We start from the raw sequence: 18109 nt of genomic DNA on the forward strand, positions 1-18109 counted from the left end.
AATGCCCAACTCCATTTGACTGGACTTGGGCATTTTTTTATAGAGAAAATGGACTTTCTTTAAATCGAAGTTACTTTTTTAAGTAATATCCTGCTAGACAGGTTACTGGGGCGGCTGTCGGTTTGCCATGTTGCCAATCACCACCTTCAACACCACTACCGGCAATATCAATATGGATATAGCTGATAGGATGATCGCTGTCGATACCATGGCTGTCCAGGCCTGAGACTCCGGTCAGAAACGCCATAGGGAACTGATGTCCACGAGGTGTGGTTGCTGAAGGTCCGTTATTGGATGAGAGTAAGTCATCACACAAGGTGCGGCCTTTAACAAAGTCGAAGTCCTCACGACGTGACCAGGATATTTCCGTCGGATCGCCGTAAGTTTCGCCTGCATCAAATAAGGCTTGAGCCAGATTTTGACGACGAGCATGACCATTAGGCACCAAGGCACTATAAGGTCCTTTTGAAAGGGCTGCGTGGCCTGTCAGAGTGGCTACAGTATAGAGTTCGTGCTCGCCGTCACTTTTTGCCGCTTCCTCACGTAAATGTGACAGTAAATCAGCCATAATCAGGCGACCTTCAGCGTCAGTATTTCCGATGCGAACACGCTTCCCACTGTGACCGGTAATGATTTCGTCAGCGACAAAAGCATCTGAACCAATGCTGTTACGCACGGCGCCAATTTCAGCAACAACGTTGAGGTGTTCCGGTTGAAGTTCTGCTACGGTTTTGACGAAGCCAGCAACACCTGCGGCACCACCTTTATCACGGCTCATGCCTGCCATGTGACCACCTACTTTTAGATCAGCGCCACCGGTGTCGTAAACAATGCCTTTACCGGCAAACATCACGGTACGTTCCGGCTTACTACCATGGTATTCAAGACGAATTACACAAGGACGGTGACGTTCTACTGCTATGGAAGCACGTCCCACCGCAGCCAGTAACGGGTATTCGTGCTGGAGCTGCTGATAATCATCAATAACAGTAACTTTAACCGCAGTGTGAGCAAAAGCCTGGCGGCAATACTCTGCAAACTTAATTGGTGCCATACGTTCCGGCTCGGTACCCGCAAGGTCACGAGCAACACGTTTGCCGGCTTCAACAGCCATAGCCCAGTCGGCATCGAGTTCACCAACTAAAATCACGTTTTGAGTCGGTTCAATCGCTTCTTCGCCGTGAGCTTCACGAGCTTCCAGTGGCTGATAAAGTGCCTGGCAAAAGCCCAGATAAGCCGCTAAGAATGCTTGCTGGTAACGTTCATCGGTAATATTGACATTATTAAGTGCGATAACAGGGTGACGAGCGCCGGCATCTTGTGCAACTTTTGCTGCTGCGTGCGCCGCATCAAACACCTGACGAACATCGTCAAAGTCACGGTTTAATGGGCCGGTTGGTGCTGCGACCAGACGTTGGCCAGGAACTCCGTCAGCTTTCAACAACAAAGGGTGTTTGCCAACCCGTTGATCCGTAATTTGTGCCTGCTGTATGGTTTCAGCCAGAGCAGAATCATCAACAGAATCAAAGTTCCCAATCAAGATAAGTGCATCAGCACCATCTTTTGAGTATGCGTCAGCCAGTGAGCTGACAATTTGCAGTTGTGCAAATGCCATAGGTTAAACCTCTTAATCAGTTTGTAAGTTAAGCGCGACGCCAGCGGGTGCCTTCTGCACCGTCTTCCAGGACAATGCCCATGTTGGTTAATTCGTCACGGGCTTTGTCTGCTGCAGCCCAGTCTTTATCTTCCCGGGCTTGGTTACGCTTGGCAATCAGCGCTTCAATTTTGGCGACATCGTCGTCGTCGCCCTGTAAAAATTCTTCAGGAGACTGCTGTAGCAGCCCCATAACCTCAGCAAGCTCAATCAAAATATGCGCTAATTGAGCCGCTGTGCCAGCAGCGCTTTCACGGTTGCGGTTAATCTCACGGGCAACGTCAAATAACACGCTCATGGCTTCCGGCGCGTTTAAGTCATCGTTCATTGCCTGCTCAAAGCTCTGCCAGTACTTACTGCGCAACTCTTCGCTGGCGGCTTGCGGTGTTATGTCACGCAAGGCGGTGTATAAGCGTTCCAGAGCAGAATGTGCTTGATCCAGATTTTCCTGAGTATAATTCAGTTGTGAACGATAGTGACTAGACAATAAGAAGTATCGAACTGTTTCAGCGTCGTATTGCTCCAGTACGCTGCGAATAGTAAAAAAGTTGCCCAGCGACTTCGACATTTTTTCGTTATCGACCTGCACCATACCGCTGTGCATCCAGTACTTTACGTACTCAGACTGGTTTGCACAGCAGCTTTGTGCTATTTCATTTTCATGGTGAGGGAAAGCCAGATCAGAACCGCCACCATGAATATCAAAGGTGGTGCCTAAGTGTTTTTTATTCATTGCTGAGCACTCAATATGCCAACCAGGGCGTCCTTCTCCCCAAGGGGATGACCAGCTGGGTTCTCCGGCTTTTGCCGCCTTCCATAATACAAAGTCGAGCGGATCCTGCTTGGCGGAATCAACATTGACCCGGGCGCCGGCCTGCAATTGCTCTAAGTCCTGGCGACTGAGCTTGCCGTAATTGTTAAAGGTGGAAACATCAAACAGAACGTCACCGTTGCCGGCTTCATAGGCATTGCCGTTTTCGATGAGACTTTCAATCATCTGGATAATCTCATCCATATGGCCGGTTACGCGAGGTTCAATATCGGGACGGACTAGATTCAGTGCGTCAAAATCTTTGTGCATCTCGCCAATAAAGCGCTCGGTGACCTGATGAAAGTCTTCACCTTTTTCAGCCGCGCGTTTAATAATTTTGTCATCCAGATCAGTAATGTTACGCACGTAAGTCACGTCGTAACCAAGTTTACGCAGATAACGCACGACAATATCAAAAGCGACATAGGTTCTGGCATGGCCAATATGGCAGTAGTCGTAAGTAGTAACACCACACACATAAATACCCACGTGACCGGGTTTGATTGGCTCAAATGACTGCTTCTTGCGGGTCAGGGTATTAAAGACGGTTAATGCCATAATGTGATCTCTTACTTATCTATCGGTTAACGATGAAAACAAAGGGCTTATGATACCACCGATGGCGAGGCTCTGGTACACTATCAGCTGGTTTAGTCAATGAAACAGGTACATTCAATGCAAGTCGTTTTACATACCAATCATGGTGATATCACTTTAGAAATGCACAATGAAACCGCGCCTAAGACGGTAGAGAATTTTTTACAGTATGCCCGCGACGGTTTTTATGACGGTACAATTTTCCACCGCATTATTAATAACTTCATGGTACAGGGCGGCGGTTTCGAACCCGGTATGAAGCAAAAAGAAACACGCGATAATATCGAAAACGAGGCCCCGACAGCAAAGCCGAATGTGGTTGGCTCGGTGGCTATGGCGCGCACACCTGATCCTCATTCAGCATCGTCTCAGTTTTTCATCAACGTGAACGACAATGCCTTTTTGAATTTTCAGAATGAAACACCGAATGGTTATGGCTATTGTGTATTTGCTGAAGTCGTTGAAGGTATGGACGTGGTCAATAACATTAAAGACGTAAAAACGGGCTCAGCGGGCTTCCATCAGGACGTGCCGGTTGAAGACGTGGTTATTGAAAGTGTGTCAGTTAAAGACTGATTCCATGACCACCGGCTTTATTGCAGACTTACATTTAAGTCCCGGGCGGCCAGATATTCTGGCTGCCTTTAGTGACTTTTGTCAGCAACACCAGCACCTCGATGCGCTTTATATTCTTGGCGACTTATTCGATGCCTGGCTGGGTGACGACGATACCAGCGATTTTGCGGCTAAAGTTAAGGAGCAGCTTACGCGACTGACCGATAACGGTGTGCGTCTGTATTTTATGGCCGGGAATCGTGATTTTATGGTGGGTGAACGCTTTGCCAGCGACGTTGGTTTAACTATTCTCCCAGATGAAACTGTTGTCGACTTGTACGGTGAGCGGGTATTGCTTATGCATGGCGATACACTCTGCACATTGGATACCGGCTACTTGCGTTATCGTTCAATTATCCAGAGCTCTTTGGTTAAGAGTGTTATGCGCAACTTACCTTTGTCATGGCGTATGCGCATTGCGAATCGGTTACGGAAAAAATCCAGCAGTCAAAAGCGCGAGCTAACTCCCGCACAACTTTATAAAATGGATGCTCAGCATGCGGAAGTCTTACGTGTGATGGAACAACACGATGTTAATCAGTTAATTCATGGTCACACTCATCGCCCTGCGGTTCACTGCTTTACATTGAATGACGGTACTTCGGCAAAACGAATAGTATTGGGCGACTGGTATCAGCAGGCCAGTGCTTACCTCGTCTCTAAATAACGTTTGCGCTTCTTCGCACTGAGTTTGGTGGTATCGACTAACACCAGTCCGTCTATCGAATGATTAAAATCCGGATCAACGCCAAATTCTAAAAACTGCACTCCACCGGGTTCGCATAGCTCGGAGTATTGTTTGTAAAGCGTGGGAATGGCAGAGCCGATATTCGCCATGTAGCTTTTCAGCAGAACAAATTCATCGGCGTAGTTGTTACCGGTAAAGTCCGGAACTGTTGAGTCGGTGTTTAAACGATAAGGAATGTTCGCTCTGGCCATGGGTGTTTGGGGCGGAAAATGGCTGCTGTAAAATTTAACTAAAGCGGCCTGTGCATCCTTTGGTAAGGCGTTGCTAATACTGACAGAACCAAATAAGTAACGATAATTTGGATGCTTACGCAACAGCGCGCCAATACCAACCCAAAGGTAGTCCAGGCTGCGTTTACCCCAGTATCGGGGCTGAACAAATGAGCGACCCAGCTCTAGGCTTTGCGGAAAAATTTCCTTCATAGCGTCTGAGAACTCATAGAAGCCATCGCTGTAGAGCCCGTTTTGACCATGCGCTTCTATTATTTTTTTACAGTCACCCAAACGGTAAGCGCCGGCAATTTCAAGATCATCCGGGTCCCAAAGAATCAAATGCATGTACCAGGTGTCGTATTCATCAAGATCGCGCTTGCGCCAGGTACCTTCGCCCACGGTGCGAAAAGCAACTTCCCTTAAGCGGCCTATTTCCCTGAGAATAGGCGAGCTACCATTGAATTCATATAGATAAATCTTTTTGCCGCATGGGGTTTCACCAAGTAATTCACAGGCCTCTATAGCCGCTTTCAGAGGTTGGCGCGATTCAGGGCGGGCTATTGCTGTCTGAGTTGGGAAAATAGATTTTTTCTGAGTACCTAAACGGTACAAGTGCTTTTTAAATAGTTTAACTTGCTGGTTAACACTAAGCCCTTGTTGAAGAAATGCCTCAGTGGGTATTCTCTGACCAATGTGGCATTTCACTTGTTTTCGCTGTTGCCGAAACATCTCTTTAACTAACAACATTGTGGCTAACGGCTTATAAACCATTGAAGCGGTGTAAAACCAGGCTGAATTGTGGGCATCAAGACGTATTGGCAAAATGTCACTTTGGGTTGCTTTAGCTATTTTAAGAAAGCCGCTTTGCCAGTGTGTATCACGCACGCCATTGGGTCGTAACCGGGAAACTTCACCGGCCGGAAAGAGGATCACGCAGCCTTCGTCATGGAGGTGACTGTGTATATTGCGAATGTCTTTACGGCTGGGCTTTCCTGCAAATACGTTAATCGGCAGTAAAAGTGAATTAAGAGGCTCTAGTACCGAAAGCCATTCATTCGCGACTATTTTTACATCGCTACGTATTTCACTGACGAGCTTAAGTAATGCCAGTCCGTCAAGAGAACCTATCGGGTGATTAGCAATAATGACCAAGCGTCCGCTGACGGGAATATTGTCGAGTTCTTGTGACGAGTAAGCGTAAGTAAAATTGAAATAATCCAGAGCATGCTCAACAAAGTCGATGCCTTCGAGGGACGGAGCACTCTTCCCGAACTCTTGAATATCTTCTTCATGTAAAAGGTTTCGCAAAAACCAGGTGGTTGGTTTTTCCAGCCAGGGTTTACCTTTAATTTGAGGTAGCTTGTCATTAACCACTTTGTCTACAGATAACATCAAGTGCTCCGGCAGTGTAGTCATCGATATTAAAAGTGTAAGGCGCGTTAATGACAGTTTCATGACGCTAAGAAACAAAAAAGGGGCCTGCGGCCCCTTAGTCTTGAATCCTGTTTTCTTGGTGAGCTTAGTCGTTAAATTGCTTACCGAAAAACGAATCCTCTAACCACTGTGGACGTTGGTCAGCATTGGCAATCTCTTTACCAATAGCAAAGTTAATGTCGGTAAAACGGGCTCCGGCTTCGTAGTTAATATCCAGGTTCAGCCCGTCGCTTGGCTTATGGTAATGTTCTGCGAAAAACTTACCCCAGACTTCGCCGCCATCTTCGCCTTCAGTTCTCGAATTAAAGCCGGTCATCAGGAAGACAGCTGGAATGCCTTTTTTAACCAGAGTGTAGTGATCTGAACGAGTAAAAATAGCCTGTTCTGGCATTGGATCAGGGCTTTGTTCGGTATCAAACTGTTTTGCTGCTTTGCTAACGGTTTCACCTAAAGTCGAGTGCGAAGCACCAAAGGCAATAACATCGGCAAAATCATAAAGCAGTACTGGCATATCGAGGTTAACGTTGGCCACAATGTTGTTCAGTGGAACGGTGGGGTTATTAGCAAAGTAGTCTGCACCTAATAAACCTTTTTCTTCCGCAGTGACCGACAAAAACATAATTGAGCGATCAAACTTCTGTCCTGATTCAACAAATAAACGAGCGGTTTCTAACATAACCGAAACGCCACTGGCATTATCCATTGCACCATTATTGATGTTGTCTTCGCGGCTCATATCCTTAATAACGCCGATATGATCTGAATGGGCTGTATAGATAACGTATTCGTCTTTTAACGTGTCGTGAGAGCCCGGTAATACGGCGGCGACGTTAGGGCTAGTGATCTCTTCGTGGCGAGATTCTCGGGCCAGAGTCACCGAGCCGTCAAGTTCGAAGCCTTTAGGAGAAAAATCAGGGTCTTCCTCAATTTTCTCAAAAATATTACCCAGGCTTGTTGGCGCTTCAGCAAATAACTGTTTAGCGGGTTCGTCATCGAGGTAGGCAGAGCCCATGAGTTGCTGCTCTTCGCCTTTTGGTAATCCATTTGGACCAAGCCAGGTCATACGAGGTGTTTTGGTGTAATAAACGCTGGTCTCATATTTGCGTGTTTTTTCGCGTACCGGGGTATGTAGGGTGATGATACCAACCGCGCCTTTTTCACGAGCAATATCGCCTTTAATGTTGGCTAAGTGAGCGCCTTCTTCACTCGGCAAGAAACCCGGTCGACCGGTTAGCATCACAACAATCTTACCTTCAACATTCAGGTTTTCGTAATCGTTTAAGCCGAATTCCGGAGCTTCCATACCGTAGCCAACAAAGACTAATGGCGCTGTAATCTCGTCTTTCTCACTGTAGTGACTCGGGCCGGTAATGAATTGCTTAGGGAATTCAAAGTCAAGAACATCACCGTCACGCTCAAATCTCATGCTGGCGCTGTTTTCTTTCAGTGTGCTTTTGCGAAACGGGATGCGCTGATAAAAGGTGCCATCATCGCCTGCAGGTTCAAGGCCAAGCTTTTTGAACTCGGAAACAATGTAATTCGACGCAACTTCGTGCCCATCGCTACCAGTTTCACGGCCTTTAAGATCATCGTCCGCAAGAAACTCTAAATGAGCACGTAAATTTGATTCATCAGCACTAATATCGACAGTCTGTGATTTTGTTTCTGGTGCCCCACATGCTGCTACAAGCAGACTGAGTGTGACAGGCAGAAGAATATGGGATGGCTTCATATCATGTCCTTTGGTGTTATTTTTATCATAATAGCTGAGCTAGTGTACCGCAGCAGATAAAAGACAACCAGAGTAGATAGCCGAAAGAGTGTTGCAAAACGTATCAAGTTTTTGTAATGTTATATTATTACATTAATGACATGGCTTTACCGGAGTAGTCTATGAAACTGAATGCGTTAACCCTTGCTTTGTTAGCAACTAGCACAGTTGCGCAAGCGCAACAGGAAGAAGAGCATGAACACCTAAATGAATACGAAGTGATAGTGATTAATGCAAGCCCACTAGATAAAACCGCGCTTGAGTCAGCACAGCCGGTTAACATCATTTCAGGGGATGCTCTGAAGCAACTGCATGCCCATAGTCTGGGTGAGACATTGGCATTAGAACCGGGAATTAATAATACGCACTTTGCTAACGTAGCGGGTAGCCCAATTATTCGGGGCCTGGGAGGCCCTAGGGTAAAAATCACTCAGAACGGCCTTGATACCGGTGATGTATCACGGGGAAGTCCGGATCATGCGGTAACGACGGAAACCAGTACCGCACAGCAAATTGAAGTGTTGCGCGGCCCTGCCACTTTACTTTATGGCAGTGGGGCAATTGGTGGTGTCATTAATGTTGTCGACAACCGTATTCCTTCGGAGCCCGTTTATGGCTTACAGGGCAATGCTAATGTGTCAGCTTCGACCAATAATGACAATAAAGAGGGCTCTTACGACTTACAGCTTGGTAATGGCCGTTGGGCACTTTATACCGATGCCTTTATGCGTCGCGCGGATGATTATGAAACGCCATCTTTTATGAACGATGAAGGTGAAAGAGTCGATCAGGTTGAAAATACCTTCGTTGATGCTCAGGGCGGAACCATTGGTGCGAGCTATCAGTTTGACGATGGCTTTTTTGGGCTCTCTTATCAGGGGCTTTATCAGGAATATGGGATTCCTGGTCATGCGCATGGCGAAGAAGCGCATGAAGACGAAGCAGAACACGTTCATGAAGAGGGTGAAATTCATGCTGGAGAATCAGGTCCTTATGCCGATCTTGAGCAAGAACGAATACAGTTTGCCGGTCAGTGGCGTAATCCAGTCAGTGGCTTTAGTCGGTTAGACTTTCGTGCGGCCTTAACCGATTACCAACATCAGGAAATCGAACAAAACTTTGTAGCAACACAATTTGAAAATGAACAAAAAGAGATACGGCTGGTGGGTCGTCATAATGAAGTGGCAGGATGGAAAGGGGCTGTTGGCTGGCAGTGGGATATCAGTGACAAAGCTGCTTTTGGCGAAGAAGCCTTTACGCCCAACACCTCTCGACGCACTCAGGGACTTTTCTGGGTCGTAGAACAGGAATTTGGTCCGCATCATGTTGATTTAGGCTTGCGCCATGAGCGCACCTCGCTTTCCAGTGAGGAACAAAAGCTCGATACCTTTGACGCGACTTCGGCTTCGGCCGGTTATCTTTACCACTTTAGCGACCATACGTCGGTTTCGTTTAACCTGAGCCACGCAGAGCGAGCGCCTTCGGCCAGTGAGGTGTTTGCTAATGGCAATCATTTTGCTACCCGCACCTATGAGCTGGGGCTCGGTTATGAACTGCACGAAGAAGCCAGTGGCGAATATCACATTGAGCCAACGGATGTTCAAATAAAGACAGAAACATCAAATAACGTGGATGTTGGCTTTCATTTTGAGAGTGAGCGTTTTCATGCCAACCTTAACCTGTTCTACAATCGGGTTGATGACTTTATTTATGATAACTTTATCGGGTTAAATAGTGAGGAAATTCACGGTGATGAAGATCATGATGAACACGCCCATGAAGAAGAACACGAACATGAACACGAGCACGGCGAAGAGCTGCAAGTCGTTCAGTTTAGCCAAGTGGATGCTGAATTGTTTGGTTATGAACTCGAGCTGGACTGGCAGTTAACAGAACAGTGGTCACTGCATGGGTTCAGTGATTATACGCGAGCAAAGCAACGTGACGGTGACAACTTGCCGAGAATCCCCGCTCAGCGCATCGGCACAGAGGTACGTTATCAGGCGGTAAGCTGGGACGGTTCAATTGGCTATACCCGTTACTTAGAGCAGGATAAAATTGCTCAGAACGAAACGGTCACTGACGCCTATGGATTACTGAATGCACGTATTAATTTGTATCCTGACTGGCTCGCTAATTATGGTGCTACTTTGTATCTGAAAGGAGAGAACTTGACCAACCAATTAGGTTTTGTCCATAGCTCCTTTTTGAAAGATGATGCACCAGTGACAGGTCGCCGTTTCCAGGCGGGGGTTTCAATTAGTTTCTAAGTAGTCTTTTATTACGCTACCGCTGCAACTCGGCGGTGGCGTTTTCGTGTTATTTCACCGCACCGCACCGATTTTTACCCTGAACTTTGTTAGTATTATAAGCAATAGACTAACAACTGGATCGAAAATCATGCCTTTTATGCTTAACCGCCGAGTTCAGGCGGTTACTTTTGCCATCTGTAGTATTTTTAGCTTGTCTGTCTTTGCTGAAGACTTAACCATTGAGCGCCTGTTTAGTGGACCCAGTCTGACCGGTGAAACACCGCGAGCGCTTAAGTTTGCTCCGGGAGGAAACTATCTTTCCTATTTAAAAGGTAGCGAGCAGAATCCTCAGCGTTATGATTTATGGTTATACGATATAGAAGCCAACAAGCATGAATTATTGGTATCAGCTGATCAGCTTGCTACAGAAGAACGTGAGCTCTCTGATGAGGAAAAGGCGCGCCGAGAGCGCCAGCGGGTCAGTGGAAGCGGCATCATAGAGTACAGTTGGTCCGCGCAGGGTGATGCGTTGCTTTTTCCGTATAATGGCGATGTCTTTTACTACCAGCCGGGTAAGTCGAGTATCAAGCAGTTGACTAAAACAAAGTCTTTCGAGACCGATGCGAAACTCTCACCTAAAGGAAATTACGTTTCTTATATTCGTGAGCAAAATTTATACTTTGTTGATATAGAGAGTGGCAAAGAACGGGCTGTTACCAATGCCGGTGGTGGAACGCTTAAATTTGGCATGGCTGAGTTTGTTGCTCAGGAAGAAATGAAGCGTATGACGGGGTACTGGTGGGCTCCGGATGAATCAGCAATTGCGTTGACCAAAGTTGATGAAAGTCCTGTTCCTTTGGCTACTCGCAGTGAAATTTATGCCGATAGCATAGAAACCATACAACAACGTTACCCCTTTGCCGGAAGCGATAACGTCAACATTGATTTAGGGGTTTATCAGGTTGGTAATAAAGAAGTCGATTGGTTAAATCTTGATAGATTAGATGATGGCTATCTGGCAAGAGTAAAGTGGGTCGGCGATAGCAAGCATCTTAGCTATCAGTGGCAGAGTCGCAATCAACAGACACTGAGCCTGTTGGTTTATAACCGTCAGGATAAGACGGAGCAGGCGCTTGTGACGGAAACATCCGACAGTTGGCTGAATCTTCATAACGATTTGTATTTCTTAGAAGATAATAAGCATTTTATCTGGGCTTCTGAGCGAAGTGGATTTAAACACCTTTATCTTTACCGGCTGGATGGTTCTTTAATTCGTCAGTTAAGCTCCGGCGACTGGCAAGTTGACGAGCTGGAGGCAATTGATGAGAGCACAGGAACACTTTATTTTACGGCTCGTAAAGAGTCTCCTCTTGAGTCTCATCTCTACCGCGCACAGTTGAATGCCAGTTCGGCGGCAAATCCGACACGTATTACCGAGCGCGAAGGGATGCATGATATTGAATTTGCCTCGGACGCGCGTTCGTATCTGGATACTTACTCTTCCCCCCAGCAACCTAAGCAAGTGAGCTTGCATGGGCCAACCGGGAACCACCTGGCATGGTTAGCTGAAAATGAGATTACCGATGAGCATCCTCTCTCGCCCTATCTGCGTCAATGGAGTTACCCGGAATTTGGCGAACTTGAGGCTGCAGATGGCCAAACGCTTTATTATAAAATAACCAAACCTAAAAACTTTGATGCTGAAAAAACGTATCCAGTAATGGTTTACGTTTATGGTGGGCCGGGTGCTCAGCGAGTCACTAAAAGTTGGGGCAGTGAGTTTGTTCAATATATGGCGCAACACGGCTTTATAGTTTTCACGCTGGATAACCGAGGCTCAGCGAACCGTGGGAAACGCTTTGAAGCCCCCATTTATAAAAACATGGGAGGGCCCGAGGTCGATGATCAGGTCGTCGGGGTCAAGTATTTAACCGGTTTGCCTTATGTCGATGCTAAGCGTATTGGTATTTATGGTCATAGTTACGGCGGCTACATGTCTTTACTTGCAATGTTTAAAGCCCCTGAACACTTTCAAGCCGGAATTGCCGGCGCACCAGTAACTGACTGGCGCTTGTATGACACGCATTACACCGAACGATTCATGGGCATGCCGAATGAAGGCGATGCTTATGAAAAATCCTCCGTCTTTCCGTACAGTAAAAACCTTAAAGGCGATTTGTTGATTTATCACGGAATGGCCGATGACAACGTTTTGTTTACTCATAGTACAAAGTTATACAAACAATTGCAGGACAACGCTCAGTCTTTTGAAATGATGAATTACCCGGGGAAAAAGCATTCTATTAACGGGCGTCATACAAAAATTCATTTGTATTCAATGATTGCCCAATTTTTTCAACAAACCATTGGCGAACAATAGGTTATAATATGTTCATCTCTTCCACTTATAAGGAGTGACTATGCGCTTTTTATCTCGCCGGCTGGTTATGCCAAATGATCTGAACTTTGCTGGTTCGTTATTTGGTGGCCGTATTTTAGAATGGATTGATGAGGAAGCTTATATTTTTGCCAGCTGTCAGTTAGAAGCTAAAAGTCTGGTAACCAAGCACATTGGCGCCATTACCTTTGAAACATCAGCGTTTCAGGGCGATGTTGTTGAGTTCGGTTTGCAGGTTAAGTCTGTAGGTCGTACGTCGTTAGCTATTACTTGTTTGGTGCGTAACAAGCACACGAAGCAAAATATTTGTACCGCGGATGACATTGTTTTCGTTCATATTGATCCGGAAACACGTCAACCAACTCCACACGGTAAGACCAAAGATCAGTTAGACGATATGCCAGAGCCGCTGTAAGCGGCCCTGGTATTTTCGTTAGATTGGCGAACCCGGCGGCAACGCTTCGGGTTCGTATTGTTCCGGCCACTTCCCATCAGTTAAGAAACTCTCTAAATCATGAGCCAGTTGCTGCAGTAATAAAGAAGATGATTCAGCGAGCTGCTGTTGCTGTTTAACAAGCTCTGCCCGCATCATTAATCGAGTTTCCGCAGCCAGGCCAGCACTTTTTATTGCTCTGACTTCGGCATTCAACGCAGTCATCAATAAACGTTGCAGCAGAGGGTCGTTGGTAGCGTTTTCCCAGTCGTTGAAAACGGTACTAAAAATTTCCGACATTACCTGCGTTGGAGAAGGTATCCGTTCGTTGTCTGCGTGTTGCTGAACCAGTCTGTTCAGGCGCTGGCTGTTAAGCATCAAATGCAGGCTATGGTCGGCTGCGCTGGCTGCCATACTCACCGTATCCGGTATTAGTCCCATTTTTCCGTCAAAGTCTTCGCGTGATGAGTTTTGACCGTAAGCCACAGGAACCAGCCATTGCTTAACATGTGATGGTACACGCAGGTTGTCTGCCTGAATGGTTTTAAGCAACTGTTTTAGAGCGCTTTGTTGCCTGGCAGCACCAACCGGTTGGTAATCATCCGCGGTGTCGTTCGCCATGTAATAACGATAGTTAACGCCACCTAGCCACTTTACAGCAGCTTCTGTCTGGTATCTGTGCAGCAAATAAACCGGTACAAAGATCGCTTGTAGCTGACTAAGAGGCTGCTCTGGCTGCAGCATATCTTTACTGAAGCTACCCAGTACTTGTTGGCGAACGGAAAGCAAACGTTCCAGTTCAGTAACCGGGTCGCTGCCATTATCCCATAGATGAGCCAGTGGGTGAGCGCCGCTTGCAGGGCGGGCATCTCGATCCGAAATGAAGTGCAGATTAAGCGTTTTATTCTTTTCAAGAATACGAGCCAGCTGTTCAGATGACGATGGCATGCCGCCGAAATCGCTGTAGCCATAAGCTAATACTTGCTTATCCCAGATACCTAAGCCCTCAGCGTAGGCGTTATTTAAGCTTAAGGTACCCTCTGTGGTTAGGTTAACTAACGGATGTGGGTAATCCATAACCGAGGCTCGATCAGTGGTGCTGGCCGCAAAATTGTGAGCAATTCCCAGTGTATGGCCAATTTCGTGCGCGCTCAGTTGGCGAATACGAGCCAGAGCCATGCTTTTAACGGCTGCTTTCAGCTCGCTAGCGTCCTCAATAAAGGGGGTTAGCAAACCTTCAGCAATTTTCATATCCTGACGTACACGAAGAGAGCCTAAGGTGACATGACCTTTAATGATTTCTCCTGTGCGCGGGTCAATCACTGATGAACCATATGACCAACCGCGGGTAGCACGATGAACCCATTGAATCACGTTATAGCGAGCATCCATTGGGTCGGCGTCATCAGGCAGGACCTTTACTTGAAAAGCGTTATCGTAACCTAACTCTTCAAAGCCTTCAGTCCACCAGCGGGCGCCTTCCAGCAGCGCTGTTTTTACTGGTTCTGGTGCACCAGGGTCGAGATAGTAGACGATGGGTTCACGAGCTTCACTTTGTGAGGCAATGGGGTCTTTTTTATTTAAACGGTGACGCGGGATATATTGTACCGTCATTGATTCACCAAGAGGTGCCGCGTAGTCTTTAAAGCTGTGTGCCCAGAAACCGCTGTTGGGGTGAAATTCTCTAGGCTGGTAGGCCGCATCGGGCAGTTTAATAAAAGAATGATGAAGGTGCAGAGAAATCGCATCGGCGTTGGCTGCTACCTGGTTGATCCATTGGCCTTGTCCTTCGCCGACAAAAGTGACTTTTGCTTCTAACTCAGTATTTTCAACAAAAGCTTTACTGCGCTCCGGATAAACGACAGAGCGGTTTGGGTCGGCTTTGAACTGCCCTTGCTCGGTTTGTTGTAAGCGTTTACTTACGCCATGTACATCGCTTAGAAGGTACGGGGTATAGTCAATTAAAACGTGCTTGTCATTGCTTGCAACAACCTCGAAACCATAGAGTACGGCATCGGCAAAGGCTTGATTTACGCTATCTCTTTCAGCCTGGTTACGGGTTTGAGCACGGAACTCCGTATTGTGCTGAACCAGTAACGCCCGATTCCCCTCGATATGAAACGAGGACAGACGAGTTTCGCCTAGTTGACCACGGTCAAGACCCACATCATTAGAACCTAGTCCCCACGGGAGGCTGGTTTGAAAAATAAATTGTCTGCTGTCTTTGGGAACTTCCAGATAGAACTTACTGGTCGCTTTATCATGATAAAACGTGAAGAAACCCTGTTGCTCTTCAAATGATGAAGTGAACGCTTCAATGCTGTTGTTTTCAGTTTTTGCCAGAGCGCTTAACGACACTAACAGCGTTATCAGCAGCAAGGTTTTGGAAAGAAAGCTTTGCATTATTGTTATCCTAGTTGTTCGGCAATTTCTTCTAAAATTTGCGTGGTCCATTGTTCGATACGTTCATCTGATAGCTCATATTGTGAGTCTTCATCCAGTGATAAACCGACGAACTGAGTGTTATCTGCGGTTAACGCTTTGGAAGCGGCAAATTCATACCCCTGATTAGGCCAAAAACCAATGCGCTTGCAACCATGGGCGGCAATGGCGTCGTGCAGCATTCCCAATGCATCCTGAAACCAGTCGGTATAGCCTTCCTGATCGCCCATACCATAAAGTGCTACAACTTTACCGCGTAGGTCAACATCGTTAATGTCATCCCAGTGGCTTTCCCAGTCTTCCTGAAGCTCTCCGAAATCCCAGGTGGAAATGCCAAAAATCAGGACGTCAAATTGTTCAGCTTCTTTTAGCGGGGTGTCTTTGATATCAAATAGCTGAACAATGTCCTCGCCCATGGCTTGCTGAATTTTTTCCGCGGCAATTTCGGTATAGCAGGTAGTTGAACCATAAAACAAGCCAATTTCCAGGGACATAATAAACACCTCTGTCATGCGTTGAGTCTTTGATGCGGATGCATTGTAACAAAAAGACCGTTAGAATGAGCGCCTTTGTTTCCGGAAGGGAGCTTCGAATGGGAAGCAGTATGGACTTTGATCAATTAGTGGAACAACTTGAGACAGTTTTTGACGAGGCAGTTGTTTCGGGAACCGATGATGAGCTGTTCGCCAGCGGTTATTTACGCGGACATTTTGATTTGGTTGTTGCGCAGTTGGAGATGGCTGGTGAGACTCAGCCGGAGAATATCATGCCGGCCTTGCGCGAAGCAGTGCACAAGACCCGCCATGAACTTTCTCCAGCTGATCAGGCTCACATCAATAACGTAATCGATAAATTAGCGCTTAAAGCGACTAACGGCAATGCGGCGTAAGGCATCCTGAGTTAACGGGACCAACTCCCCGGTTAATTGGCAGGCAATAATTTCGGCCAGAATAGGAGCTGAGGTAAAGCCCCGCGATCCTAGCGCGGTAACAACGTGTAAGTTTTTAGCAACGGTTCCGATGACCGGTTGGTGATCGGGGCTGGTTGCCCTTACAGAAACCCGGTGCGCTGTTACCTCAAGTGATTCAGACCACGACTCCTGTGCATTCTGGTTAAGCTGCTGCAGGTTTTCTTCGTCATCCTCTGTTCTGGCCTCCAGATCGTCACTGTCTCGGTGAAAAGTCGCTCCAACACAGTGAGTGTTGTCATCTTCAGGAACTAAATACCCTTTAAAGCATAAAACCGTTTTAAGCGCGGAGAGCTCGGGCGTTGTTTTTACTAAGCTCACTTGACCGCGAACCGGCTGTATTGGCAGAGGCTCTATGTTTTCCGGTAATAACAAATTAACTTGATGGCCGCTGGCAACGACGACACGCTCAGCGGATAATAACTCCCCATTATTCAATGTAATCTGCCAACTGCCGTTTGCGGTTTGCTCCAATGCTTTCACCTTACCTTCAATAAACTCGGTATTTGCCTTCTCTAAAAGCGTCTTGACGACTTTCGATGGTCTTAACCATCCCGCTCTTGGGTAATGCAGTGCTGCAAAAGCCAACGAAACACCAGCTGCTTTCTCTGCTTCCGGTTGCTGTAAATAACGCACCGTTTCCTCGGCATAGAGATGGTCGGCTATGCGCTGGTAACGCCGGGCTCTGTCGTCGTTAAACGCCGGCTGCATAACACCCGTGGGGAACCAGTTCTCCGCACAAAAGCTACGGTAGAAGCTTGTGGCTGTAGAGAAGGCCTGCCAGTACAATCGACTGAGTGGTGTATGCTCGGCATGAAGCAGAGGGTAGACGGCTGCTTGAGGATTGCCGGAAGCGCCGTCGGCGATTTCAGGTGTAATGAGCCTGACGTCGACCCCCCTTTGTCTCAGTGCTAAAGCGGAGCAGGCCGCGCTGATCCCCCCACCAATAATGGTGACGCTGCGCCTGTCATTGTGTTTTTTCTTATCCGTTGCCTGGTTGTAAAGGCCACAAAGCATGTCTCTTTTACGCCCGAAACCGGGCACTTTTTTAACCTTAAATCCCGCTTGCTGTAGTTCTCGCTTTACGCTGCCAGCCGCAGTAAAAGTTGAGAATGTTGTGTCGCTATGCGCTGTTTGCGCCATCGCATCATACAATGCCGGTTGCCACATTTCTGGGTTTTTGGCGGGGGCAAAACCATCTAGAAACCAGGCATCAACTTGCTGTTGTGCCTGTGGTAGCCAGTCAGGCAGTAACTCATTTAGGTCGCCAATCCAAAGATCCAGAATGACGCGGCCTTGTGATAGGATGATGCGGTGACAGCCCGGATTGACCGCAGGGTAATGCTCCAAAAACTGAGAACTTAGCTGCGCGACGGGAGTTAGTAACTGGTAAGCTTGCTGAAGTTGTTGGCGTGATAAAGGAAACTTTTCGAAACTAACAAAGTGAAGTCGTGTATTCGCTGGTGCATGCTCCAGGAAGCGTTTCCAGGTCAGCAGAAAGTTCAACCCTGTACCAAAACCGGTCTCAGCAATAGTGAAGCAATAATGATCCGGTAGAGAGTGCCAGCGTTCAGGTAATCCATTTTGATTGAGAAATACGTACTGACTTTCGTCAACACCACTGTCGACAGAAAAATAAATATCGTCGAAAGTAGTGGAAACAGGTACGCCATGCTCGTTAAACTGAACAGATGAACTAGAATTCAAGCGGCTATTCCATGATTTATTGGTCGATGGTCGCTATAATAACAACTTTACGAACAACAGTGGACAAA

General features: G+C 47.0%; 13 protein-coding genes. 6 read left to right on the top strand and 7 right to left on the bottom strand.

Annotated elements, in window-relative coordinates; genetic code table 11:
* Positions 1-70: 70 nt before the first annotated feature.
* Entirely contained in the window at positions 71-1615 is a 1545-nt protein-coding gene (locus CWI78_RS10455) for a M17 family metallopeptidase (RefSeq protein WP_126782745.1), read from the bottom strand.
* 28 nt (positions 1616-1643) lie between these two features.
* Complete coding sequence (gene cysS, locus CWI78_RS10460) at positions 1644-3023, bottom strand: cysteine--tRNA ligase (RefSeq protein WP_126782746.1); 1380 nt, start codon at positions 3021-3023, stop codon at positions 1644-1646.
* Between the two features lie 117 nt (positions 3024-3140).
* Here cysS and CWI78_RS10465 point away from each other — a divergent pair, with 117 nt between their 5' ends.
* Positions 3141-3638, top strand: coding sequence for a peptidylprolyl isomerase (locus CWI78_RS10465; protein ID WP_126782747.1), 498 nt, complete (start codon positions 3141-3143; stop codon positions 3636-3638).
* Positions 3598-4344 carry a UDP-2,3-diacylglucosamine diphosphatase gene (locus CWI78_RS10470; protein WP_244213118.1) on the top strand — a complete coding sequence of 249 codons (747 nt, stop codon included), beginning with the start codon at positions 3598-3600 and terminating at the stop codon, positions 4342-4344. The genes CWI78_RS10465 and CWI78_RS10470 overlap by 41 nt, the downstream gene beginning before the upstream one ends.
* Here CWI78_RS10470 and olsF read toward each other — a convergent pair.
* Positions 4326-6029 carry a bifunctional ornithine lipid synthase OlsF gene (olsF, locus tag CWI78_RS10475; RefSeq protein WP_126782748.1) on the bottom strand — a complete coding sequence of 568 codons (1704 nt, stop codon included), beginning with the start codon at positions 6027-6029 and terminating at the stop codon, positions 4326-4328. The two genes, CWI78_RS10470 and olsF, sit on opposite strands and share 19 nt — an antisense overlap.
* 127 nt (positions 6030-6156) lie before the next feature.
* Complete coding sequence (locus CWI78_RS10480; protein WP_126782749.1) at positions 6157-7803, bottom strand: M28 family metallopeptidase; 1647 nt, start codon at positions 7801-7803, stop codon at positions 6157-6159.
* Between the two features lie 161 nt (positions 7804-7964).
* On the opposite strand from CWI78_RS10480, the gene CWI78_RS10485 reads away from it, so the two are divergent.
* The 3 genes from CWI78_RS10485 to CWI78_RS10495 all read left to right on the top strand — a co-directional run bounded on the left by CWI78_RS10485 (position 7965) and on the right by CWI78_RS10495 (position 12907).
* Complete coding sequence (locus CWI78_RS10485; RefSeq protein ID WP_126782750.1) at positions 7965-10112, top strand: TonB-dependent receptor; 2148 nt, start codon at positions 7965-7967, stop codon at positions 10110-10112.
* A gap of 130 nt (positions 10113-10242) precedes the next feature.
* Positions 10243-12474, top strand: a complete 2232-nt coding sequence (locus CWI78_RS10490) for a S9 family peptidase (protein WP_126782751.1) — start codon at positions 10243-10245, stop codon at positions 12472-12474.
* 40 nt (positions 12475-12514) lie between these two features.
* Positions 12515-12907 carry an acyl-CoA thioesterase gene (locus CWI78_RS10495; protein WP_054486953.1) on the top strand — a complete coding sequence of 131 codons (393 nt, stop codon included), beginning with the start codon at positions 12515-12517 and terminating at the stop codon, positions 12905-12907.
* Between the two features lie 18 nt (positions 12908-12925).
* Here CWI78_RS10495 and CWI78_RS10500 read toward each other — a convergent pair whose 3' ends face one another.
* Both CWI78_RS10500 and fldB read right to left on the bottom strand, forming a co-directional pair.
* Positions 12926-15328 (bottom strand): zinc-dependent metalloprotease, encoded by a 2403-nt coding sequence (locus CWI78_RS10500; RefSeq protein WP_126782752.1) that lies wholly within the window; start codon positions 15326-15328, stop codon positions 12926-12928.
* Between the two features lie 5 nt (positions 15329-15333).
* The gene (fldB, locus tag CWI78_RS10505; RefSeq protein ID WP_126782776.1) at positions 15334-15855 is read right to left on the bottom strand and encodes a flavodoxin FldB; all 522 of its coding nucleotides are present in this window, start codon (positions 15853-15855) and stop codon (positions 15334-15336) included.
* Positions 15856-15959: 104 nt separating this feature from the next.
* Between fldB and CWI78_RS10510 the strand changes: the two genes are divergently transcribed.
* A complete protein-coding gene (locus tag CWI78_RS10510; RefSeq protein WP_126782753.1) occupies positions 15960-16256 on the top strand; it encodes a YfcL family protein in 297 nt (98 codons plus the stop codon).
* On the opposite strand, the gene mnmC is transcribed toward CWI78_RS10510, so the two are convergent.
* On the bottom strand, positions 16221-18041 hold the full coding sequence (gene mnmC, locus CWI78_RS10515; protein WP_126782754.1) for a bifunctional tRNA (5-methylaminomethyl-2-thiouridine)(34)-methyltransferase MnmC2/FAD-dependent 5-carboxymethylaminomethyl-2-thiouridine(34) oxidoreductase MnmC1: 1821 nt from the start codon (positions 18039-18041) through the stop codon (positions 16221-16223). The two genes, CWI78_RS10510 and mnmC, sit on opposite strands and share 36 nt — an antisense overlap.
* Positions 18042-18109: the final 68 nt, after the last annotated feature.

It is taken from the genome of Idiomarina ramblicola, assembly GCF_003987255.1.
GTDB classification, from domain to species: Bacteria; Pseudomonadota; Gammaproteobacteria; order Enterobacterales; family Alteromonadaceae; genus Idiomarina; species Idiomarina ramblicola.